Source organism: Streptomyces sp. NPDC051987 (assembly GCF_040680735.1).
In the GTDB taxonomy this organism is placed as follows: domain Bacteria; phylum Actinomycetota; class Actinomycetes; order Streptomycetales; family Streptomycetaceae; genus Streptomyces.
Window position 1 is genome coordinate 108003 of record NZ_JBFAXI010000003.1, and the last position, 19733, is coordinate 127735.

21 protein-coding genes are annotated in these 19733 nt (G+C 71.0%); 7 read left to right on the forward strand and 14 right to left on the reverse strand.

Annotated features, from left to right (window positions below; translation table 11 throughout):
• Positions 1 to 81: 81 nt before the first annotated feature.
• From ispF to AB0M11_RS02470, 3 genes are all read right to left on the reverse strand, one after another.
• Positions 82 to 573, reverse strand: coding sequence for a 2-C-methyl-D-erythritol 2,4-cyclodiphosphate synthase (gene ispF / locus AB0M11_RS02460; RefSeq protein ID WP_365700491.1), 492 nt, complete (start codon positions 571 to 573; stop codon positions 82 to 84).
• Positions 563 to 1339, reverse strand: a complete 777-nt coding sequence (ispD, locus tag AB0M11_RS02465) for a 2-C-methyl-D-erythritol 4-phosphate cytidylyltransferase (protein ID WP_365700493.1) — start codon at positions 1337 to 1339, stop codon at positions 563 to 565. Before ispD ends, ispF begins: the two co-directional genes overlap by 11 nt.
• A 251-nt stretch (positions 1340 to 1590) precedes the next feature.
• Positions 1591 to 2073, reverse strand: a complete 483-nt coding sequence (locus AB0M11_RS02470) for a CarD family transcriptional regulator (protein WP_003953493.1) — start codon at positions 2071 to 2073, stop codon at positions 1591 to 1593.
• 637 nt (positions 2074 to 2710) lie between these two features.
• Here AB0M11_RS02470 and AB0M11_RS02475 point away from each other — a divergent pair.
• The gene (locus tag AB0M11_RS02475; RefSeq protein ID WP_365700495.1) at positions 2711 to 3376 is read left to right on the forward strand and encodes a DUF461 domain-containing protein; all 666 of its coding nucleotides are present in this window, start codon (positions 2711 to 2713) and stop codon (positions 3374 to 3376) included.
• A gap of 463 nt (positions 3377 to 3839) precedes the next feature.
• Here AB0M11_RS02475 and AB0M11_RS02480 read toward each other — a convergent pair whose 3' ends face one another.
• A complete protein-coding gene (locus AB0M11_RS02480) occupies positions 3840 to 4520 on the reverse strand; it encodes a response regulator transcription factor (protein ID WP_010358452.1) in 681 nt (226 codons plus the stop codon).
• Positions 4517 to 5767 (reverse strand): ATP-binding protein, encoded by a 1251-nt coding sequence (locus AB0M11_RS02485; protein WP_365700497.1) that lies wholly within the window; start codon positions 5765 to 5767, stop codon positions 4517 to 4519. The genes AB0M11_RS02480 and AB0M11_RS02485 overlap by 4 nt, the downstream gene beginning before the upstream one ends.
• Positions 5768 to 5987: 220 nt before the next feature.
• Here AB0M11_RS02485 and phoU point away from each other — a divergent pair, with 220 nt between their 5' ends.
• The 4 genes from phoU (at position 5988) to AB0M11_RS02505 (ending at position 7866) form a co-directional block, all read left to right on the forward strand.
• Positions 5988 to 6677 (forward strand): phosphate signaling complex protein PhoU, encoded by a 690-nt coding sequence (gene phoU / locus AB0M11_RS02490; protein WP_089101798.1) that lies wholly within the window; start codon positions 5988 to 5990, stop codon positions 6675 to 6677.
• A gap of 148 nt (positions 6678 to 6825) precedes the next feature.
• The gene (locus AB0M11_RS02495) at positions 6826 to 6981 is read left to right on the forward strand and encodes a hypothetical protein (RefSeq protein WP_167391710.1); all 156 of its coding nucleotides are present in this window, start codon (positions 6826 to 6828) and stop codon (positions 6979 to 6981) included.
• 213 nt (positions 6982 to 7194) lie between these two features.
• Complete coding sequence (locus tag AB0M11_RS02500) at positions 7195 to 7446, forward strand: SCO4226 family nickel-binding protein (RefSeq protein WP_365700500.1); 252 nt, start codon at positions 7195 to 7197, stop codon at positions 7444 to 7446.
• A gap of 81 nt (positions 7447 to 7527) precedes the next feature.
• Complete coding sequence (locus AB0M11_RS02505) at positions 7528 to 7866, forward strand: hypothetical protein (RefSeq protein ID WP_365700502.1); 339 nt, start codon at positions 7528 to 7530, stop codon at positions 7864 to 7866.
• Between the two features lie 41 nt (positions 7867 to 7907).
• Here the strand turns inward: AB0M11_RS02505 and AB0M11_RS02510 are convergent, their stop codons facing one another.
• From AB0M11_RS02510 to AB0M11_RS02535, 6 genes are all read right to left on the reverse strand, one after another.
• Positions 7908 to 9329 (reverse strand): ATP-binding protein, encoded by a 1422-nt coding sequence (locus tag AB0M11_RS02510; RefSeq protein ID WP_365700504.1) that lies wholly within the window; start codon positions 9327 to 9329, stop codon positions 7908 to 7910.
• Positions 9330 to 9540: 211 nt separating this feature from the next.
• Entirely contained in the window at positions 9541 to 10764 is a 1224-nt protein-coding gene (locus tag AB0M11_RS02515) for a CapA family protein (protein ID WP_365700506.1), read from the reverse strand.
• Positions 10765 to 10875: 111 nt separating this feature from the next.
• Positions 10876 to 11232 (reverse strand): hypothetical protein, encoded by a 357-nt coding sequence (locus AB0M11_RS02520; protein WP_365700508.1) that lies wholly within the window; start codon positions 11230 to 11232, stop codon positions 10876 to 10878.
• A gap of 32 nt (positions 11233 to 11264) precedes the next feature.
• Entirely contained in the window at positions 11265 to 11951 is a 687-nt protein-coding gene (locus AB0M11_RS02525; protein WP_365700510.1) for a TNT domain-containing protein, read from the reverse strand.
• A gap of 262 nt (positions 11952 to 12213) precedes the next feature.
• Positions 12214 to 12405 (reverse strand): hypothetical protein, encoded by a 192-nt coding sequence (locus AB0M11_RS02530; protein ID WP_365700512.1) that lies wholly within the window; start codon positions 12403 to 12405, stop codon positions 12214 to 12216.
• A 263-nt stretch (positions 12406 to 12668) separates the two neighbouring features.
• On the reverse strand, positions 12669 to 13430 hold the full coding sequence (locus AB0M11_RS02535; protein ID WP_365700514.1) for a phosphoglyceromutase: 762 nt from the start codon (positions 13428 to 13430) through the stop codon (positions 12669 to 12671).
• A gap of 179 nt (positions 13431 to 13609) precedes the next feature.
• Between AB0M11_RS02535 and AB0M11_RS02540 the strand changes: the two genes are divergently transcribed.
• Positions 13610 to 14869 carry an MFS transporter gene (locus AB0M11_RS02540; protein ID WP_365700516.1) on the forward strand — a complete coding sequence of 420 codons (1260 nt, stop codon included), beginning with the start codon at positions 13610 to 13612 and terminating at the stop codon, positions 14867 to 14869.
• A 385-nt stretch (positions 14870 to 15254) separates the two neighbouring features.
• Here the strand turns inward: AB0M11_RS02540 and AB0M11_RS02545 are convergent, their stop codons facing one another.
• Positions 15255 to 16409 carry a hypothetical protein gene (locus AB0M11_RS02545; protein WP_365700518.1) on the reverse strand — a complete coding sequence of 385 codons (1155 nt, stop codon included), beginning with the start codon at positions 16407 to 16409 and terminating at the stop codon, positions 15255 to 15257.
• Positions 16410 to 16595: 186 nt separating this feature from the next.
• A complete protein-coding gene (locus AB0M11_RS02550; protein ID WP_365700520.1) occupies positions 16596 to 17054 on the reverse strand; it encodes a DUF2000 domain-containing protein in 459 nt (152 codons plus the stop codon).
• Positions 17055 to 17103: 49 nt separating this feature from the next.
• On the opposite strand from AB0M11_RS02550, the gene AB0M11_RS02555 reads away from it, so the two are divergent.
• A complete protein-coding gene (locus AB0M11_RS02555; protein ID WP_365700522.1) occupies positions 17104 to 17919 on the forward strand; it encodes an AraC family transcriptional regulator in 816 nt (271 codons plus the stop codon).
• 13 nt (positions 17920 to 17932) lie between these two features.
• Here the strand turns inward: AB0M11_RS02555 and AB0M11_RS02560 are convergent, their stop codons facing one another.
• Positions 17933 to 19669 (reverse strand): glycosyl hydrolase family 28-related protein, encoded by a 1737-nt coding sequence (locus tag AB0M11_RS02560; RefSeq protein WP_365700524.1) that lies wholly within the window; start codon positions 19667 to 19669, stop codon positions 17933 to 17935.
• Positions 19670 to 19733: the final 64 nt, after the last annotated feature.

Genomic DNA, 19733 nt, shown 5'->3' on the forward strand with positions numbered 1-19733 from the left:
CACCGATGTGTGAAGCGCCGTGGCCGGGGGCGGGTGCGCGGTGGCTCGCCGCGCTGTTCCCGCGCCCCGGGAAGGATCCGGTCACGCCGTTTTCACGACCAGCGCCGTCGCCACCGCCATGAGACCTTCGCCCCGGCCCGGGAACCCCAGACCGTCCGTCGTGGCCCCCGAGACCGAGACCGGAGCGCCCGCCGCGTCCGAGAGGATCTTCTCCGCCTCGTCCCGGCGCTTTCCGATCTTCGGGCGCGGGCCCACGACCTGCACGGCGATGTTCCCGATCAGGAATCCCGCGGCGCGGACGATCCGGGCCGCCTCCGTCAGCAGGGTCACCCCGGACGCGCCCGACCACTCCGGCCGGCCGGTGCCGAAGTGCTGTCCCAGGTCGCCCAGCCCGGCCGCGGAGAACAGCGCGTTGCACGCCGCGTGCGCGACCACGTCCGCGTCCGAGTGACCGGCCAGGCCGGGGCCCTCGCCCTCCCACTTCAGACCGGCGCACCACAGGTCACGGCCCTCCTCGAAGGCGTGGATGTCGGTGCCGACGCCCACCCTGGGGAGGATCGGGTCAGAAGCCATCGTTGAGCCTCCTGCGGGCCAGGACCGCCTCCGCGAGGACGAGGTCGAGGGGGCGGGTGACCTTGAAGGCCTCCTCATGGCCGGGGACGACCACGACCTGCTCGCCGAGCTGCTCGACCATGCTGGCGTCGTCGGTGACGTTGTCGGTGACCGTCTCGTGGGCGCGGACCAGCGTGGCCCGGTCGAAGCCCTGGGGGGTCTGGACGGCGCGCAGGCGGGCGCGGGCGGGGGTGGCCAGCACCGGTTCGGGGTCGCCGGGAGCGGCGGCCGGCTCGACCTCCTTGACCGTGTCGGCGAGCGGGAGGGCCGGGACCACGGCCGGTGCGCCGTCGCGGACCGCCTGGATCACCGCGTCGACCGTGTCGACCGGGACGAGGGGGCGGGCGGCGTCGTGGACCAGGACGATGTCGTAGTCGGGGGGCAGTGCGTCCAGGCCGAGCCTGACCGACTCCTGTCGGGACTCGCCGCCGGGGACGACGAGGAAGTCGGTGCGGTCGGGGAGCGCGTGGGCGTCGAGGAGGGACTTGACCTCGGGCGCGCCGTCGGGCGGGGCCACGACGACGACCAGGGAGACCGCGCGGGAGGCGGCGAGGGCGCGCACGGCGTGGACGAGCATGGGCGTGCCGTTCAGCGTGCGCAGTGCCTTGGGGGCGCCCGGACCGAGCCGCACACCCCGGCCGGCGGCGGGAATCACGGCTGCCGTGCGCGGTGCGGTACGCGGTTGCGTACCCGGTTCCGTACGCGAAGGACGCGAATCGTCAGACATCGGTTCCTGTCAGGTTTGTGTGCGGGCCTGGCGTGGGTATGGCCTGGGAAGTGCCGGGCGCGACGCCTTGACCGGACCCTTCCGTGACACTGGTCGAGCCAGCAGCCCGGGCCCGGCACGCTTAGTATCGGGGGTTTCCCGAGGGCGTACGCAAACATGCCGCAGCGCCCGGCGACAGTGAGAGTGTCATCGGGCACCGCGGCATTTCGGGTGTGCGGAGTTTCAGCGTGCTGAGCTGGACTGCGTCTGCGTCAGGACGCGAGGACCTCGTCGAGCAGGGCCTCGGCCTTGTCCTCGTTCGTGTTCTCCGCGAGGGCGAGCTCGCTCACCAGGATCTGGCGGGCCTTGGCGAGCATGCGCTTCTCACCGGCGGAGAGTCCGCGCTCGCGCTCACGACGCCACAGGTCACGCACGACTTCCGCGACCTTGATGACGTCACCGGAGGCGAGCTTCTCCAGGTTTGCCTTGTACCGACGGGACCAGTTCGTGGGCTCCTCGGCGTACGGCGCGCGCAGCACCTCGAAGACCCGGTCCAGCCCGTCCTGACCGACCACATCACGCACGCCGACGAACTCCGCATTGTCCGCTGGCACACGTACCGTCAGGTCGCCCTGGGCGACCTTCAGCACCAAGTAGGTCTTGTCCACGCCTTTGATCTGGCGAGTTTCGATGGCCTCGATCAGCGCGGCCCCGTGATGGGGATAGACCACGGTGTCGCCAACCTTGAACGTCATGTGACAGGTACCCCTTCCGTGGCTATCCAGGGTAACACGGAAACCGGCGGTTCTGAATGGCGTTTTCGCAGGTCAGGGCATATCTCGGGGCTTGACAACAGCAACAGGAACGTGCTTCGCGAGCCGTCCGGAACCAGGTATTCGCAGGTGGGAGCCGCTCTTCGGGGGAGGTGAAACGCGTACGTTACACACATCCGGAGGCTCGCCCAAGCGATGGAACATCCACATATGTCCGGTTCCAAGCGTACGACTTCCGCTACTCCGTTCGGTTGCCGGAGCCGGATCCCGGACGTTTCCGGAATTGATCACCGGGTCCGACTGAACGGCACGCGAACCCGCACCTGAAGCAGTGTGTGATCAATTCTCCGGGCGGTCGCGCATTCCTTCACGGAAAATTTGCGCGTGGTGCTCGCGGTGTTGCGGACCGGTTATGTGAATGCCGGACGGGCGTCGCCCCAAAGGGGCCGAAGGGGCACTTGTGGCTGCCCGTGGGTACCCCCAGCCCGGGGGAAGCGAGGGGCTTGGGGAGGGTCGGGTGCGGCGGCGCGGGAACGGCTCGGTAACCTAAGGCCGCTGACAGACACTTAGGGCGGCTTTATAAGGGGGCCGCCCGTGCGTTCAAGGAGTTGCCGCCGCCGTGAGCAGCAGCCTTCGACGCGGCGCCCTCGCCGCCTCCACCATCGCCTTCTCCGTCGCCGCGCTCTCCGCCTGCGGCGCCGGCAACGACTCCCAGACGCTGCAGATCAAGCCGGACAACGCGGCGACGAGTGTCGGCGACATCAAGGTCCAGAACGCGACCGTGATCACCCAGCCCGACCTCACGTCGACCGGACCCGCCGTGATCTCCGCGACGATCTTCAACACCGGCACCGAGCCGGAGACGCTCCAGTCGATCGTCGTCGCCGGCACCGGCAAGACCGCCGAGCTGCACGCCACCAAGTCCCAGCCGCTGACCATCCAGGGCGGCGGCCGGCTGATCCTGGGCGGCACGGGCAACGCCTCCGCGGTGCTGGCCAGCAGCCGCGAGGCGGTCCAGGACGGCAACGCGCAGAAGATCACCTTCACCTTCAGCAAGACCGGTGACGTGAGCCTGCGCGCGTTCGTGGTGCCGGCCGAGAGCTTCTTCACGGGCTGGGGCCCGAGCGCGGTGCCGTCGCCCTCGGCCTCGCCGTCCACGTCCACCACCCCGGCCGGCGGCTCGACGGCGAGCGGCAGCGCCAAGCCGGGCAAGAAGGGCAAGGCCTCCGAGAGCGCCACGGCGACCCCGACCGACTCCGCCTCGGCGTCGACGAACGCGGGCTGAGCGCCCGCACCGCACCGGCGACACGTGAAGGGCGGCACCCCTCGGGGTGCCGCCCTTCACCGCACGACAAACACGACCGCACACCGGCGCCACGCCGACCCGCCGACCGCGTCACCGCACGTCGGCCGCATGGTCGCCGCCGTCCGCCGGCCCGGCCGTCCTGACCGCACGCCGACCACCGGCAGGTACGACACGAGCGTCACCGCACGCCGACCACCGGCCGGTACGACACGAGCGTCACCGCACGGCGGTCGCAACCACGCACACCGCCGTCAGCGCACACACCGCCGCCGCACATGGCCATCCGCGGCAAGCAAGCCGCACGTCAACCGCATGCCGGCCGCTCGGCGGCAGCCACACGTCGGCCGCTGCCGCACGTCGACAGCCGCCACACGTCGGCCGCAGCCGCACGTCGGCCGTGCCGGCCCTGCGGCTGCTGCGGCCGGCAGGCGGGTTGTTCGGTCTACGGCTCGAACTTGTAGCCGAGACCACGCACCGTCACCAGGTAGCGCGGGGCACCCGGGTCCGGCTCGATCTTGGCGCGCAGGCGCTTGACGTGGACGTCGAGGGTCTTGGTGTCACCGACGTAGTCGGCGCCCCAGACCCGGTCGATGAGCTGCATGCGGGTCAGGACGCGGCCGGCGTTGCGCAGCAGCATCTCCAGGAGGTCGAACTCCTTCAGCGGGAGGTCGACCTTGGAGCCGGAGACCGTCACCACGTGGCGGTCGACGTCCATGCGGACCGGCCCCGCTTCGAGGGCGGCCGGGGTGACCTCCTCCGGCTCACCGCGGCGGCGGAGCACCGCGCGGATACGGGCGACCAGCTCCCGGGAGGAGAAGGGCTTGGTGACGTAGTCGTCGGCTCCTATTTCGAGACCGACCACCTTGTCGATCTCGCTGTCCTTGGCCGTCACCATGATGACGGGGACGTTGGACCGGCCGCGCAGCTGGCGGCAGACCTCGGTGCCGGGCAGCCCCGGCAGCATCAGGTCGAGGAGGACGAGGTCGGCGCCGTTGCGCTCGAACTCGTCGAGTCCGTCGGGGCCGGTGGCCGCCACGGCCACCTCGAAGCCCTCCTTGCGGAGCATGTACGACAGGGCGTCGGAGAAGGACTCCTCGTCCTCGACGACGAGCACTCGGGTCACGGAAGGACCTCCGGGGCGGGAAGCGGTTCGTACGGGGATGACTCGGTGGTACCGGCCTCGTCGTCGAGGTCGGGGTGCTGCGACGCGCGGTCGCGGGCCACGCCCGCCTCCGGCAGCCTGAGGGTGAACGTGGAGCCCTGGTTCTCGGCGCTCCACACCGTGACCTCCCCGCCGTGCGAGGCGACCACGTGCTTGACGATGGCGAGCCCGAGACCGGTGCCGCCGGTGGCCCGTGACCTGGCCGGGTCGACGCGGTAGAAGCGCTCGAAGATGCGCTCCTTGTCCTTGTCGGAGATGCCGATGCCCTGGTCGGTCACGGCGAGCTCGATCATGTCGCCGCCGGGCACGCTGACCCGGCGAGCGGCTATCCCCACCCGGGTGCGGGCCGGGGAGTAGTTGACGGCGTTCTCGACCAGGTTGCCGAGGGCGGCGGCCAGCTGGCCCCGGTTGCCCCAGACGTGCAGGTCGGCGGTGCCGCCGGCGGCCATGGTGATCTGCTTGGCGCCCGCCTGGTGCCGGCAGCGGTCGATCGCCTCGACGACCAGCTCGTCCACCCGGACCGGCTCGGCGTCCTCCAGGGGGTCGTCGTTCTGCACTCTCGACAGATCGATCAGTTCCTGGACCAGGTTGGTCAGGCGCGTGGCCTCGATCTGCATACGACCGGCGAAGCGCTGCACGGCCTCCGGATCGTCCGAGGCGTCCATGACGGCCTCGGAGAGCAGGGAGAGCGCGCCGACCGGGGTCTTCAGCTCGTGGCTGACATTCGCCACGAAGTCACGGCGTACCGCCTCGATCCGGCGGGCCTCGGTGAGGTCCTCCACGAGGAGCAGCACGAGCCGGGAGCCGAGGGGCGCCACCCGGGCGGATACGGCCAGGGCCTCGCCCCGCCCGGTCCCACGCCGCGGGAGGTCCAGCTCGACCTGTCGTATCTCGCCGTCGCGCCGGGTGTCCCGGGCCATCGCGAGCATCGGCTCGATGGCGAGTTTGCCGCCGCGCACGAGCCCGAGGGCGTATGCCGCCGAGCTCGCCTTGACCACCGCGTCGGCCTCGTCCAGGACGACCGCGGAGGAGCGCAGCACGCTCAGTACGGTGTCCACGCCCGGGGGCAGTACGGGGTCGGTGTGCAGAGAAGTCCTGGTCGGTCGCTTCTGGTCGCGTTCGCTCCAGCGGAACGCCAGCATGGCGATGACACCGGTGAGCACCCCGGCGATCGCTGCCGCTGCGGCGACCGCCGCGTTCACGTCCATGCAAACAGGTTAAGCAGGGGGTACGACATCCCCACAGTCCGTGAGGTGTCAGCTCGAACACTCGTCGCCCAGAGTTCACCTTGGAGCCAGTATTGGTTCATTTGGGGTGGCAGAAACGGTCGCGTTGAGACCGGAACGTGGAAGCGTGGGGTTCGCAGCTGGTTTCGGCCACGGGCCCCGGCCCACGGAGCCCCGGGAACACACGTAGGAGAGGGAACCCATGCGGGACGCGTACCACGAGGAACTCGACTCGATCGGCGACAGCCTGGTCGACATGGCCCGGCTGGTCGGATCGGCGATCGGGCGCGCCACGACGGCGATCCTCGACGCCGACCTCAAGCTCGCCGAGAGCGTCATCGAGGCCGACCAGAAGGTGGACGAGCTCCACCACGACCTGGAGGCGCGCGCGATAGCCCTGCTCGCCCGCCAGCAGCCGGTGGCGACCGACCTGCGGATCGTCGTCACCTCGCTGCGCATGTCCGCCGACCTGGAGCGCTCCGGCGACCTGGCCCAGCACGTGGCGAAGCTGGCCCGGCTCCGCTACCCGGCGAACGCCATCCCCCACGACCTGCACGCGACCGTCCTGGAGATGGGACAGCTCGCGCAGCGCCTGATGGCCAAGGCCGCCGAGGTGATCATCACCAAGGACGTCGACCTGGCCCTCCAGCTGGAGCAGGACGACGACGAGATGGACCTGCTGCACCGCACGATCTTCCAGCACCTGCTGGACGACCGCTGGAAGCACGGCATCGAGACCGCCGTCGACGTGACCCTCCTGGGCCGCTACTACGAGCGGTACGCCGACCACGCGGTCGCCGTCGCCAAGCGCGTCGTCTTCCTGGTCACCGGCGAGCACGCGGACGACCTGCAGCCCGACATCCAGCCGGTGACGGGCGCCGAGGGGGCGTAACCGCCCGGCCGGGCGGGGCTCGCGGGGTGCGGTTCGGGCGCGGGGCACCACCATGCGCTGCCGTGCGCTGTTGATGCGCCCGGAGAAACGGGCATGGAATGGGCAAGGCCCTAGCTCTAGGGCATTCAGGGACCTCCGGGAGGGATCCATGGCCGAATCCCCCAGCACCACGCCCGACCCCACGCAGGAGCGCGAGACCGATCAGCCCGCCGAGATCAAGAACCTCCTGGTCATCGGCGCCTGCGGGTGCGGTTCGGGCTGCGGCTGCGGCTGCCAGTCGGGCAGCCCCTGCCAGTGCGGCTGACCGAACACCTCCGCACGTCAGGTACGACCACGGCAGGTACGACGAAGGGCCCCCGACTCCGGTCGGGGGCCCTTCGCGCCGCCGAGGGGCGGCGCGCGAGGCGGCACGGACGGGCGCAGCATGGAAAGGGAGGCGGAACCGGAAGCGAAACAGGAAACGGAACGGGACGCGCAACGGGAGGGTCGCGGGGAGGGGAGACAGGAGGTGGCAGCCATGCCGCAGTTCATGGACGTACACCACGGGATGCAGGGCATCACCGCCGACCAGCTCAAGGAGGCCCACGAGGCCGACCTCGCCGTCGAGAAGGACGAGGGCGTCCACTTCGAACGGGCCTGGGCGGACCCGGAGTCCGGCAACGTCTACTGTCTCTCCGACGCCCCCTCGGCCGAAGCGGTCAGGCGCGTCCACGAACGCTCGGGCCATCCGGCGGACGAGATCCACCAGGTACCGCTCTCGATCTGGTGAGGCCCGCATGCTGACGTGCGGGCGTCTCGGGCATCTCGGCGGCCCCTGGGCACGCACCGGGGGTCATGCGAGAGTGGCCCCATGACACCGGCACCGGAAGCGGTCGACGAGGTCGAGGATCTCGCGGTGGACGGGCTGCGGTGGCTGACCGGGCCGGCGCGGGAGACGCCTGGGGGCGGCCTGGCCTGGACGACGAAGCTTTCGGACGACCGCCTCAGCCCCACGCTCCACACCAGTACGGCCGGAGTCGTCCCCGTACTCCTCGACGCATGGCGCCACTTCGGCGACGACTCCTACGCCGACACCGCTCTGCGCGCGGCCCGCAGCCTCGCGGACTCCTGTGTTTCGTACGCCTGCGCGGCGACACGCCCACCCCCCACTACACGTTCACTGGCCGGACCACCCGCCAGCTCGCGGTAGCCATCACGGCGCTGCCCAGTCGCGGTAAGCGCGGTTCCTGCTCATGCCCTACGCCAAGCGCTGAGCAGTTCCTCGGGGCCGTACGCCGCCTGGAGGCCGGAGCAGTCGACTCCGCCGCGGGAGACAGCCACAAGCGGTACCGGTTCGTCGGTGATCGCTGCCCGGTGCTTGTGCAGCGCGGCCAGGTCATGGCTGTCGAACGCCGCGTTCTCCAGCCACTTGACCGAGCCGAGGAAGAGCAACTGCTTGGCCACCGGTTGCCGGTCGGCGCCCACCAGGTCGATTTCGACGTCGTTGCTGCGGGTCCAGTACCCGCCGATCGCCGAGGCTGCGGGCACGGACCCGTCCGGCAGGAGACGGGCGAGGGATTCCCGCACCAGGGGTTCGATCGCGCGGCCGCGCCAGCTCGTCCACCGCTCCTCGATGCGGTTCAGAGTGAGATCTCCCCGCATCCGCTCGATCTCCGCCATGTGCGGATCCAGGAACGCGAGCCAGAAGCGCAGGTAGGGATCTGCCACCCGGTACCGGCGTTCCTTCGACGGCCTCAGCGAGAACGGCAGCTCGGCGGCGACGACCCTCTTCTCGGTCAGGACGTCGGTGGCCCGGGTGAGAGTGGTGTGGGCGATGCCGCCCGCCGCGCGAGCGATGTTGGTGAAGGTCCGTTCCCCGGATCCGATGGCCCGCAGGACCTCCCTGCTCATCGCCTGCGGCGGGAACTCCGCGGCCAGCGAGCGCTCGGCGGAGACCAGCAGCGCCGAGATGGGATTGTCCAGCGAGTCGCGGAGGAACTCCCGGACATCCGCGCCGACCCGCCACTCGGCGCAGATCAGCGGGAGACCACCCGTGATCAGAGCGGCGTCGAACGCGGCGGCGGGGGACAGATCGAGCATCTCGGCGATGTCGGCCGGGTTCAGGGGTCCCACGACCATTTCCCGGCCCCGCTGGTGAAAGGGGCGGTCGTAGCTGTTCAGCGCCTCCATCATCGACAGATCGGACCCGACCAGGAGGAGCAGCACCGGTTTGCGGCTGAGCAGCCGGTCCCAGGCCCGCTGGAGCATGCCCTCGAAGGCGTCGACGCGGTCCATGAGATACGGAACCTCGTCGATGACCACCACGCTCGGGCTGTCGTCGGGAAGGATCTCCGCGAGCAGCCGCAAGGCCGCGTTCCACTGTGTCGGGGTCTCCTCGGAGAACAGTTCCCGCTCCGGCAGGGTGGACCTGGCGACGGCGTCGAGCAGTTCCGTCAGTTCGTCCTCGGCCGCGCCGCCCGCAGCGGTGAAGAAGAGGTACGGCGCCCCGGTGCGCCGGAGGAACTCCTCGACGAGGCTGGACTTGCCGACCCGCCGCCTTCCCCGCATGAGGACGCACTGCCCCGGCTGCGCCGACCCGACGGCGTCGCGGACCGCCCGCAAGACACTGCCGAGTACGTTCAACTCTCGGTCCCGCCCGATGAAACGACGCATGGCAACCTCGCGGCAAAGATAGTATCGCAAGCGATACTATCGTCAAGAGTACTATCTGTCGGCGGGATTCCGGGGTCAGTGTCCGCAGGACCTTTCGGGACTCGGCGCGAGAGCGTTCGCCGTCGAGGATGATCTGGTCCGAGTCCGGCGAACACAGGGGGCAGATCCATGCCGCGGATCATGTCACCTGGTACGGACAGGCCGCGCCCGGCTACGGACGCCGGATCGTCCCGTCCGCGGAGATGTCGGCGGCACGTGACCCGAAGTCGTCCTCCGAGAGGCCGGAGACGAGGTCGAGCGCGTCGCCGCCCGGCTCCGGCGTGCCCGGCTCCACGATCCGGGTCGGGCGCAGGCGCCCGGAGACGTAGGCGCCGTCGGCGCGGAGGGTGACCTGGAGTACGCCGCTGGTCGAGAGGGTGCCGCCGAGGCCGAGCACCTTGTAGCCGGAGAAGTTCCCCAGGCTGTAGGCGATCAGACGGCCCTTGTAGAACTCCATGCCCCGCATGACGTGCGGACCGCTGCCCACGACGAGGTCGGCGCCGGCGTCGATCACCGCGCGGCTGAAGCGGTAGCTGTCGCCGCGGTCCTCGCCGAGGAAGTACTCGGTGCCGGGTTCCACGTGGGTGCGGTCCGAGCCCTCCGCGCCGGCGTGCATCGTCACGATCACGACGTCCGCCATCGCCGCGGCGCGGGCGGTCAGTCGCCGGGCCTCGGGGATGTCCGTGAGGTCGTTCGCCCCTCGGTCGGGCGCGAAGCCGATCACCGCGACCCTGATCCCGCGCACCCGCTGGACGGTGATCTGGCCCAGGCGGCCGGTGTACGGCAGGTTCACGGAGCGCAGCGCGGCGAAGGTGTTGCGCCGCCCCTCCGCCCCGAAGTCGTCGATGTGGTTGTTCGCCGTGTTCAGGACCGTGAAGCCGGCCTTCTTCAACCAGCGGGCGTACGACGGCGGGGCGTGGAACGCGAAGCAGTTCGGCCCGTCGATGTGGTCGCACTTGCTGGCACCGCCGTCGGTGAGCGTGCCCTCCAGGTTCCCGAGCACCACGTCACCGGTGAGCAGGTCCTTGACGGGGTCGAAGAACGAGGCGCCGTCGTCCGGCGGGAGGTCGTCCGGGAGCGAGCCCATGACGACGTCTCCCACGGCGGTGATCCGCACGTCGCCGACGGGGCGCGGCGGCGCCGGCGCACCGGGCCGCGCGGTCCCGGTCGCCCGGACGGGGGGCCGGACGGGGGGCCGGACGGGGGTTCGGACCGCCTCGGCGGACGCCGGTGCCGCGTCCTCGGAACCGGCGCGGGACGCGAGCGCCGCGGCACCCACCACGCCGGCCCCGACCAGCCCGAGGACGACCAGACCGAGGACGACCGGACGCCGACGGCGCACCGGCTTCCGCCGCGCCCGCCACTGCCGGAGGCGCCGCTCAACGAACCTGATCATTGGCTCATCCTACGAACCGGTGACCGCATCCTCACGCAGGGTCATCACCCGGCGTGTTGCGGGGGAGCCCGTCCTCCGTCGCCAACCGTCGCGCCCCGCCGTCCTCCGCCGTCATCCGTCGTCAGCCGGTCTCCGGTGCCGGTGGTAGTCCTCCCACGCCTGCCGCTGGATCTCCTCGGCGTTCGCGAGGAGATCGTCCAGGGGTTCGGCGGCCGCCGTGGGCGGGGGGGTTGACCGGGTGAGCTTGTCGTAGAGGTACGCGCAGGCGTCGGCTTCGGTGCCGAAACGCCGCAGGACGCTGTCCTGGGACCGTTGGCGCAGGCCGACGGTCCAGGCAGCGGCGGCCTCCTGGCGCAGGAAGAAGTAGGCGTCCGGCTGGACGGGAACGGCGTGGACGCCGTCGATGTCGTAGAACGCCTCGGGAACGTCCGCTGCGCGGAGTCTGTCGACGAGTTCTGCGCGGTCCATCAGGCACGTCTCCTCACCCGGCGCTCCGGGGGTCAGGTCACCGGCAGCGCGTCCAGATACTTCGCGGTGACGAGGTCGGAGACCGACGACTTCGTCAGGTACTGGAGACCGAGACCGGGCTGACCGAACCAGGGCCGGATCGGACCTGCCTCGACCGTGAACGGCTTGAGCACCCGGTAGAGGTGGTAGCTGTACGGGAAGGTCTTGACGTAGGTGTCCAGATTGCTCGGCGGGATCGCGCGCTTGGCGTACGGAGTGCCCGCGGGAGCGAAGAAGTTGCCGAACCCGCTGCCGAAGAGGTCGACCAGCTGACCCTTGCGGAGCGTCAGGGCGTGCTCCACCGGCTTGCCGTTCTTCAGGACGAAGCCGTTGTTGTCGGGGTACCACCAACCCGACTTCCCCGTCTGCGGATCCGTCTGCCAGTAGCAGCCGAGGAACCAGTAGGCGGAGGTGTGGTCCGTGCGCTGGTAGCCCTTCAGCATCCTGCCGAGAGCGCCCTGGTGGGGAAGGTGGACCGGCCCCAGGCGCCAGTCGTTGAGGTAGTAGGTCTGGTAGGCCGTCTGCGGGGCGGTGTTGGTGCCGCGACTGCGGTTCGTGACCGGGCAGTCGACGGATTTCCTCGCGGAGGGGTGATCGGTCTGGGCCGTGGCCGGTGAGATGCCGATCAGCAGGAGGAGCGAGGCGAGGGCGCTCCCCGCGAAGGCGCGCAGCACGCGCATTCGGTGTCCCTTCTGTTCCGGCGCCGACCGGGCGCCGCGCGGAGGGCGGGCAGCCGGTTCGCACCGGCCGCCCGCCCCATCGAGCTACAGCGCTCATTTCACGCGCGGCATATGCCCGAAGCCACGAAGACTCCGCAGACAGTCACCCGAACCGATGAACACCACTCCGCAGACGGCCGAAGAAAACCCCACAACGACACACCTGCCGCCCCACCCCCGCCCCGCAACGAAAAACGCAGCTCGGGGACTTGCTGATGCGGGGTTACTTTTTCCTGCCCGGGTTGTTGCCGGGATCTTGGTGAGTCAGGTTATTGCTGCTCAGGGACGCGCCCTCGTCCTGTCCGCTTCGGCGGCGCCGCAACTCGTGGAGATCGCCCCACCATCGACGTCCTCGGTTGTCCCAGATCCGGTAACCGCCAGGCACACCCCTGGCAACGAAGCGTCTCCTGCTCACAGTCCCCCCGCGAGACGAGCACGATTCGGGGGCTGCGCCAAGGCCGCTCGTGCAGGGGCGCTACGCCGTGGTGGGCGTGGGCGGTGTGATCATGCCCGTGAGCAAGGGCTGGGGCTTCGCCCTGATCATCTCGGGCGTTCTGGCTCAGGAGCTCGTACGGCGAAGCGCCTCTTCAGCCTCATTGAGGGCCCACAGTGGGCCCAGGCCGTGAGAATGCCCCCGCACCGCGCCGTTTGCGCAGCTCGGGGGCATGATCACCAAACCTACTTCTTCTTGCCCTGGTTCTTGACCGCCTCGATGGCTGCGGCTGCTGCGTCCGGGTCGAGGTACTGGCCGCCGGGGGTGACCGGCTTGAAGTCGGCGTCCAGTTCGTAGGCGAGGGGGATGCCCGTGGGGATGTTGAGGCCCGCGATGTCGGCGTCCGAGATGCCGTCCAGGTGCTTGACGAGGGCGCGCAGGCTGTTGCCGTGGGCGGCGACCAGGACCGTGCGGCCGGCCAGCAGGTCGGGGACGATGCCGTCGTACCAGTACGGGAGCATGCGGACGACGACGTCCTTGAGGCACTCCGTGCGGGGGCGCAGCTCCGGCGGGATGGAGGCGTAGCGCGGGTCGGCGGACTGGGAGAACTCCGAGTCGTCCGCGAGCGGAGGGGGCGGGGTGTCGTACGAGCGGCGCCAGAGCATGAACTGCTCCTCGCCGAACTCGGCCAGCGTCGCCGCCTTGTCCTTGCCCTGGAGGGCGCCGTAGTGGCGCTCGTTCAGGCGCCAGCTGCGGTGGACCGGGATCCAGTGGCGGTCGGCGGCTTCGAGGGCGAGCTGCGCCGTGCGGATCGCCCGCTTCTGGAGGGACGTGTGGACCACGTCCGGGAGCAGGTCGGCGTCCTTCAGGAGCTCACCGCCGCGGACTGCCTCCTTCTCGCCCTTCTCGTTGAGGTTGACGTCCACCCAGCCGGTGAACAGGTTCTTCGCGTTCCACTCGCTCTCGCCGTGGCGGAGGAGGATCAGCTTGTACGGTGCGTCGGCCATGGGTCAGAGCGTAATCCACGTATTCGGGGCGCAGGGCGGGCGCCCGCGGGGCGTCCCAGGGGGCGGACAGCCGCCGCCATCTGTTAATTGACTGGCTCAGGCGAGCAGCAGGTATGTAAGTTGCCGACGCGCCTTGTGTCGCTTACATCTGTGTCGCTCACGCCTGCTCCGGGAGAACCATGCCGTCCGCCGCCCTGCGCCGCGCCGTCCGGGAGACCGTCTCCGGTCTGCCCCGTGAGTTCTGGTGGCTGTGGACCAGCACCCTCGTCAACCGGCTGGGCGCCTTCGTGGCCACGTACATGGCCCTGTACCTGACCCTCGACCGCGGCTACAGCGCGTCGTACGCCGGGCTCGTCGCCTCCCTGCACGGGCTGGGCGGGGTCGTGTCCTCGCTGGGCGGCGGGGTGATGGCGGACCGGCTCGGGCGGCGGCCCACCCTGCTCGTCGCCCAGGCCTCCACCGCCGCGGCCGTCGCGCTGCTCGGGTTCGTGCGCGATCCCGTCGCCATCGCCGCCGTCGCGTTCCTGGTGGGCGTGGCCTCCAACGCCTCCCGGCCGGCCGTGCAGGCCATGATGGCCGACATCGTGCGGCCCGAGGACCGGGTACGGGCCTTCTCGCTCAACTACTGGGCGATCAACCTGGGGTTCGCCGTGTCCTCCATGGGCGCCGGGTTCGTCGCCGAGGTCAGCTACCGTGCCGGGTTCCTGATCGAGGCCGGGATGACCGCCCTCTGTGCCGTCCTCGTCTTCCTCCGGCTGCCCGAGTCCCGGCCCCGGCGCGGTGCCGCGGAGGCCGCGAAGGACGGCGAGGTCAGCCTGCTCACCGTGGTGCGCGACGGGCGGTACATGGGCGTCGTCGGGCTGTCGTTCCTGATCGCCCTGATCTTCCAGCAGGGGTCGGTCGGGCTGCCGGTGGCGATGGGCGAGGCCGGGTTCTCGCCCGCCGACTACGGCATGGCCATCGCCGTGAACGGCGTCCTCATCGTGGTCCTGCAGATCCCGGTGACCCGGGTCATCCAGCACCGGGATCCGCGGTCCCTGCTCGTCGTCTCGTCCCTGCTCGCGGGGTACGGCTTCGGGCTGACCGCCTTCGCCGGGTCGGTCGGGGTGTTCGCGCTCACCGTCTGCGTGTGGACGCTCGCCGAGATCGTCAACGCGCCGACCCAGACGGGGCTGGTGGTGCGGCTCTCGCCGGTGCACGGGCGGGGCAGGTACCAGGGGATGTACACGCTCTCCTGGTCCGCCGCCGCACTCATCGCGCCGCTGCTGTCCGGCGTCGTCATCGACCGGTTCGGGGCGCGGTGGCTGTGGGGGTTCTGCGCGGTCGTGGGCACGGGGGCGGCGCTGGGGTACGGCCTGCTGATGCGGCGGCTGCCGAAGGAGCGGCCCGCGGCGGGGGCTCCGACGGCGAGTGCGGAGACCGAGGTGCGGGCGGGATGAGCGACGGACGAGCGGAGTGAGCGAAGGGCGGGCGCCCTGAGCGACCGATGGACGGGAACAGCGAAAGGCGGGCCGCTCAGCGACCGACGGTCGCGGCAAGCGAAAGGCGGAACCGCTCAGCGACCGACGGCCATGGCAAGCGAAAGGCAGGCGCGCTCAGCGACCGACGGGCGCGCCAAGCGAAAGGCGGACCCGCACAGCGACCGACGGGCGTGGCAAGCGAAAGGCGGAACCGCTCAGCGACCGACGGCCATGGCAAGCGAAAGGCGGACCCGCACAGCGACCGACGGCCGCGGCAAGCGAAAGGCGGACCCCTGCCCTCGGGAACCTCGGAGCCGCAGGGGCTTCGGGGACCTGGGGCAGGGGCCGTCGCCCGGACGACGCGTCAGTTCGTGCAGCCCGGGATGGGGAACGGGACACAGTTGGTCGGGATGTTGTGGGTGATGACCGAGTCCGTGAGCGTGATGGGGACGTTCGTGCGGAGGCCTCCGGGGGCTGTCGTGGAGGCGTTGTTCTGGACGTAGCTGTGGTCGAGCGTGAGCGCCCCGTTGTTGTTGAAGATGCCGCCGGCCTGGGACGGGCCGGAGCCGTTCGCGCTGTTGCGGATGACCTTGCTGCCGCGGAGAGTGAGCACGGTGGTGGCCGTACCGGAGTTGTGGATGCCGCCGCCGGCGCCCCCCAGGCCCCCGACGACGTTGCCGCTGACTTCCGACTTCTCCAGCGTCACCGTCGACCCGGCCCCTGTGTTCGCGATCCCGCCGCCCACGAAGCCGGAGGTCGTGTTGTTCGCGATCTTGCTCTCGATGATCGTCGTCTGTGCGCCGCCGCTGTTGTGGATGCCGCCACCGGCGAGGCCGGCGGTGTTGCGGCTGATGATGCTCGCGTGGACGAAGGCGGTGCCACCGCTCTGCCGGAGGCCGCCGCCGAGGGCCTGGGCGTGGTTGCGGCTGAACTCGGAGTTCTCCACGGTCAGTGTCCCCAGGCTGTTCACGGCCCCGCCGTCGGCCGCGTTGTTGAACGCCAGCCAGCTGCGTCGGATCGTCGCCGTGGCGCCCGTGGAGACCGCCACACCGCCCCCGTCGAGCGTGGCGGTGTTGTCGATCACGTCGACGCCCACCAGGGTGAGCCTGCCACCGCTGTCGACGAGGATGCCTCCGCCGTTGCCGCTGGCGGCAGTGATACCGACGGCGTTGCCGCCGCGGACGGTCAGGCTCTCCAGGCGGAGGACGCCGGTGGAGAGGACATGGAAGATCCGGAACGCGGGGGTCCCGTTCCCGTCGCGGACGATCGTCGCGCCGTTGCCCCGGATGGTGAGGGACTGGTTGATGTCCGGCAGCGCGGCGGTGAGGTGGTACGTGCAGTTACGGGCGAGGGACAGGGTCTCCCCCGACGAGGCGCCGCTGATGGCGTTCGTCAGCGCTGCCGTGTAGCAGGGGACCGGTGTCGACGAGTCGCCGCCGGCGGCCGCCGGGGCGCCCGTCGCGCAGGTGAGAATCGCGGCAGCGGCCGCGACCGCGGTGGAGAGTCTGATGTATCGCATGGTTATGAGATGTGATGTCCGCGTAGAACATGTTCGTATCCGATGATCAGATCACCCGGTCACGCCATGCGATTCCTTCGGTCGGCTCACCCGCGCACCGGGCCTCACCCGCGCACCGGGCCTCGGCGCGCCGGGCCTCACCCGCGCACCGGGGCTCAGTGCACCAAGGATCAGACGCGTCGCGCCTCACGGATGCATCCGGGCCCCCTTCACCACCTTGTCCACCGCGTTCCGGGGCCCGTACACCGAGAGCCCGACCAGGTCCAGCTCCGCCGTGGGCACCGCCCGTACCGCCGCGCGGTTGTCGCGGTCGTTGCCGGTGGTGAAGAGGTCGGCGGTGAAGACGGCGCGGGGCAGGGCGCGGCCCAGTGCCCGCTCGTGGGCGGCCTTCAGGGTCTCCTCGGTGCCCTCGAAGACCAGCACCGGCTGCCGGAACATCGGCAGGTAGACGACCTCGTCCGCGTCCGCGTACGGCTCCCCGACCACCTCGGGGAGCATCGTGCCCAGGCCGCTGACCAGGAACGCGGTGACGTTCAGGCGCTGCCAGGGCGCCAGGTCCGCGCGCAGCAGCACGGCGATCTTCGTGTCGAACCGGACCGGGGCGAGGGCCGGGTCGGGGGTGTGCAGCGGGGTCGTGGAACTCATGCCCTGAGACTGCCGGGCGTCGTACGACCCCGTCTTGTACGTTCTTTGCATGGCCGCCCGGCAGTCCGTCACCCAGCAGGTCACCGCCTGGCGCCCCGCGGTCCCGGGCGTCACCGAGGTCTTCCACGCCCGTTTCACCGGGTACGCCTACCCGATGCACGTCCATGACGCCTGGACGCTGCTCATCGTGGACGACGGCGCCGTGCGGTACGACCTCGACCGGCACGAGCACGGCACCCCCGCCGACACCGTGACCCTGCTGCCGCCGCACGTCCCGCACAACGGCTCCCCCGCCACCGCGGACGGCTTCCGCAAGCGCGTGGTCTACCTGGACGGGACCCTGCTCGGCGACGACCTCATCGGAGCCGCCGTCGACGGGCCCGACCTGCGGGACCCCCTGCTCCGGCAGCGGGTCGGCCGGCTGCACACCGCGCTCGCCCGGCGCGGCGACGAGCTGGAGGCGGAGAGCCGGCTCGCCCTGATCGGCGAGCGGCTGCGCGGCCTGCTCCGCCCCCGGCTCGCGCTCCGGCGGGCCGGGGACCCGTCGCTCGCCCGCGCCCTGCGCGAACTCCTCGACGAGCGGGTCGCGGACGGGCTCGCCCTGGAGGAGGCGGCGCGGCTGCTGCACGCCCATCCCGCCCACCTGGTGCGGGCGTTCAGCGGTGCGTACGGCATCGCCCCGCACCAGTACCTGATGTCCCGCCGGGTGGGCCGGGCCCGCCGGCTGCTGCTCGACGGCGTGCCGCCCGGCGAGACGGCCGCCGCCACCGGCTTCTACGACCAGGCCCATCTCACCCGGCACTTCCGGAAGCTGGTGGGGGTGACCCCGGGGCGCTACCGCGACAGCGCGCGGTACGTCGGCTGAGGTCCGCCGTGCCTCAGCCGCCGTCCGCGGCCCGGCCGGTGGTGGACGGGGCGCCCCGGACGTCGAGGTCCCGCTGGGCCTCGTACAGGTTGCGCGGCCGCACCGCGTCCCAGGTGCCGTACAGCTCCAGCCGGGAGTTCAGGTCGCCGGTGAAGTCCGGTACGTCGATCTGGTCGAAGTCGGTGACGGTGTTGAGGCCGACGGTGGCCGAGTGCGGGGCCAGCCCGTCGAGGCGCATCAGGCCCGCGCGGCCGTTGGTGACGCGGACGTTCCAGTGGGTGAAGCGGGCGCCGAACAGCGGCCCGGCATTGGCGTCGCCGCCGTGCCGGCCGTTGTTGTTCACGGTGATGTCGGTGCGCACGTTGGCGAAGGGAAGACCGCGGTGGGAGTCGAAGGTGCCCATCTCCAGCTCGCCGCGCGACCAGACGTTGTAGGAGGAGAGCCCCTCCACGTTGATGCCGTGCAGCTGGGTGTCGGCGGGGGCGGGGACGGTGCGCTGTTCGATCGTGAAGTCCTCGATCAGGTTGTCGTGCGAGCCCTCGCGGCAGAAGTAGGGGTGGTGCTCGCCCCGGCCGCCGACCCGGGTGCGGCGCAGGGTGCAGGCGGAGGCGGCGACCAGGCCGAAGCCGTTGTCGACGTTGCGGACGGTGACGTCGTCCACCCAGCAGTCGTACGCGCACTGCAGGACGACCCCGTTGTAGCCCTTGTCGAGGAGGTGCGGGGACTGCGGGGTCTCCATGACGTCCAGGGTGAGGCCTTCGACGCCGGAGCCGGTCAGTTCTCTGACATGGGTGGTGAACTGGGGGTTCCACTCGGGGCGCAGGTCCAGCGGGAGCGGGCGTTCCAGGGTCACCCGGCGGCCGCGGACGGCCGTGACGCGGACGGGCCACTCGTAGGGGACGTACGACAGCAGCTTGGTCTTGTCCTCCCAGGAGTACGCCGCCGGGCCGGGGCCGCCGCCGGACATGTGCTGGAGGAGGGTGTGGGCGGTGTCGTCGGCGACGCGGAGCAGCACGAGTCGGCCGGGGCTCAGGCGGGAGGGATCGGTGACCGTGACCGTCCGGTCGCCCTGCCGGGCCGGTTCGACGGGCGTCAACTGGGCCCATTCGTCCCGCTTGTTGCCGGTCCAGCCCTCGAACGGCCAGGCCTGTGCCCTGATCGCCGCGGTCAGCGAGTCCCAACGGGCCTGCGGGGCCAGCCAGATGAGCCCGCCCGCCCAGGACCACGCCGACTTGGTGCCGCCGTAGCGGGAGCCGTACGGGCCGATGAGCTCGGTGAGGTTCTTCGTCGCGTACAGGGTGGTACGGCCGCTGCCGGCGCCGCGCAGCACCACGTGGTCGTGGCCGAGGAGGATCAGGCCGTCGATGCGGAAGGTGCCGGGCGGGATGGTGACCGTGCCACCGCCGGCCCTGGCGGCAGCGGCGATGGCACGGTTGATCGCGGGGGCGCAGTCGGTGACGCCGTCGGCCACGGCGCCGAACGCCCGGACGTCCGCGACGACGGGGAGGCGGCGGATCCGGGCCGCTCCCGCCCGGCCCACGTAGGGGATCTGCGGGTGGGTGAAGGGGGTGCGCCGGAACTCCCGCCAGAGGGAGGGGACCTGGCCGGCCGTGCCGGCGGCGTGTGCCGTGCCGCCCGCCACGGAGGACGCGACCACCGCCGTGGCACCGGCGAGCAGGGTCCGTCTGGTCAAGGGGCTGGCGAGGGGGCCGGTCACGGGGCCGGTCCTGCCGAGGGGAGCGGTGCTCATTCCGTACGTCCTTCCCATGGCGACTTTCATGGTTGTGAACGCCGTTCAGATCTGCGTCGGCCGT

What these genes read in the sequence shown, in the direction of transcription:
- ispF (WP_365700491.1), bottom strand. Translation starts at nt 573, where the DNA reads ATGGCTTCTGACCCGATCCTCCCCAGGGTGGGCGTCGGCACCGACATC.
- ispD (WP_365700493.1), bottom strand. Translation starts at nt 1,339, where the DNA reads ATGTCTGACGATTCGCGTCCTTCGCGTACGGAACCGGGTACGCAACCG.
- AB0M11_RS02470 (WP_003953493.1), bottom strand. Translation starts at nt 2,073, where the DNA reads ATGACGTTCAAGGTTGGCGACACCGTGGTCTATCCCCATCACGGGGCC.
- AB0M11_RS02485 (WP_365700497.1), bottom strand. Translation starts at nt 5,767, where the DNA reads ATGGACGTGAACGCGGCGGTCGCCGCAGCGGCAGCGATCGCCGGGGTG.
- phoU (WP_089101798.1), top strand. Translation starts at nt 5,988, where the DNA reads ATGCGGGACGCGTACCACGAGGAACTCGACTCGATCGGCGACAGCCTG.
- AB0M11_RS02495 (WP_167391710.1), top strand. Translation starts at nt 6,826, where the DNA reads ATGGCCGAATCCCCCAGCACCACGCCCGACCCCACGCAGGAGCGCGAG.
- AB0M11_RS02500 (WP_365700500.1), top strand. Translation starts at nt 7,195, where the DNA reads ATGCCGCAGTTCATGGACGTACACCACGGGATGCAGGGCATCACCGCC.
- AB0M11_RS02505 (WP_365700502.1), top strand. Translation starts at nt 7,528, where the DNA reads ATGACACCGGCACCGGAAGCGGTCGACGAGGTCGAGGATCTCGCGGTG.
- AB0M11_RS02510 (WP_365700504.1), bottom strand. Translation starts at nt 9,329, where the DNA reads ATGCGTCGTTTCATCGGGCGGGACCGAGAGTTGAACGTACTCGGCAGT.
- AB0M11_RS02515 (WP_365700506.1), bottom strand. Translation starts at nt 10,764, where the DNA reads ATGATCAGGTTCGTTGAGCGGCGCCTCCGGCAGTGGCGGGCGCGGCGG.
- AB0M11_RS02520 (WP_365700508.1), bottom strand. Translation starts at nt 11,232, where the DNA reads ATGGACCGCGCAGAACTCGTCGACAGACTCCGCGCAGCGGACGTTCCC.
- AB0M11_RS02525 (WP_365700510.1), bottom strand. Translation starts at nt 11,951, where the DNA reads ATGCGCGTGCTGCGCGCCTTCGCGGGGAGCGCCCTCGCCTCGCTCCTC.
- AB0M11_RS02535 (WP_365700514.1), bottom strand. Translation starts at nt 13,430, where the DNA reads ATGGCCGACGCACCGTACAAGCTGATCCTCCTCCGCCACGGCGAGAGC.
- AB0M11_RS02540 (WP_365700516.1), top strand. Translation starts at nt 13,610, where the DNA reads ATGCCGTCCGCCGCCCTGCGCCGCGCCGTCCGGGAGACCGTCTCCGGT.
- AB0M11_RS02545 (WP_365700518.1), bottom strand. Translation starts at nt 16,409, where the DNA reads ATGCGATACATCAGACTCTCCACCGCGGTCGCGGCCGCTGCCGCGATT.
- AB0M11_RS02550 (WP_365700520.1), bottom strand. Translation starts at nt 17,054, where the DNA reads ATGAGTTCCACGACCCCGCTGCACACCCCCGACCCGGCCCTCGCCCCG.
- AB0M11_RS02555 (WP_365700522.1), top strand. Translation starts at nt 17,104, where the DNA reads ATGGCCGCCCGGCAGTCCGTCACCCAGCAGGTCACCGCCTGGCGCCCC.
- AB0M11_RS02560 (WP_365700524.1), bottom strand. Translation starts at nt 19,669, where the DNA reads ATGAGCACCGCTCCCCTCGGCAGGACCGGCCCCGTGACCGGCCCCCTC.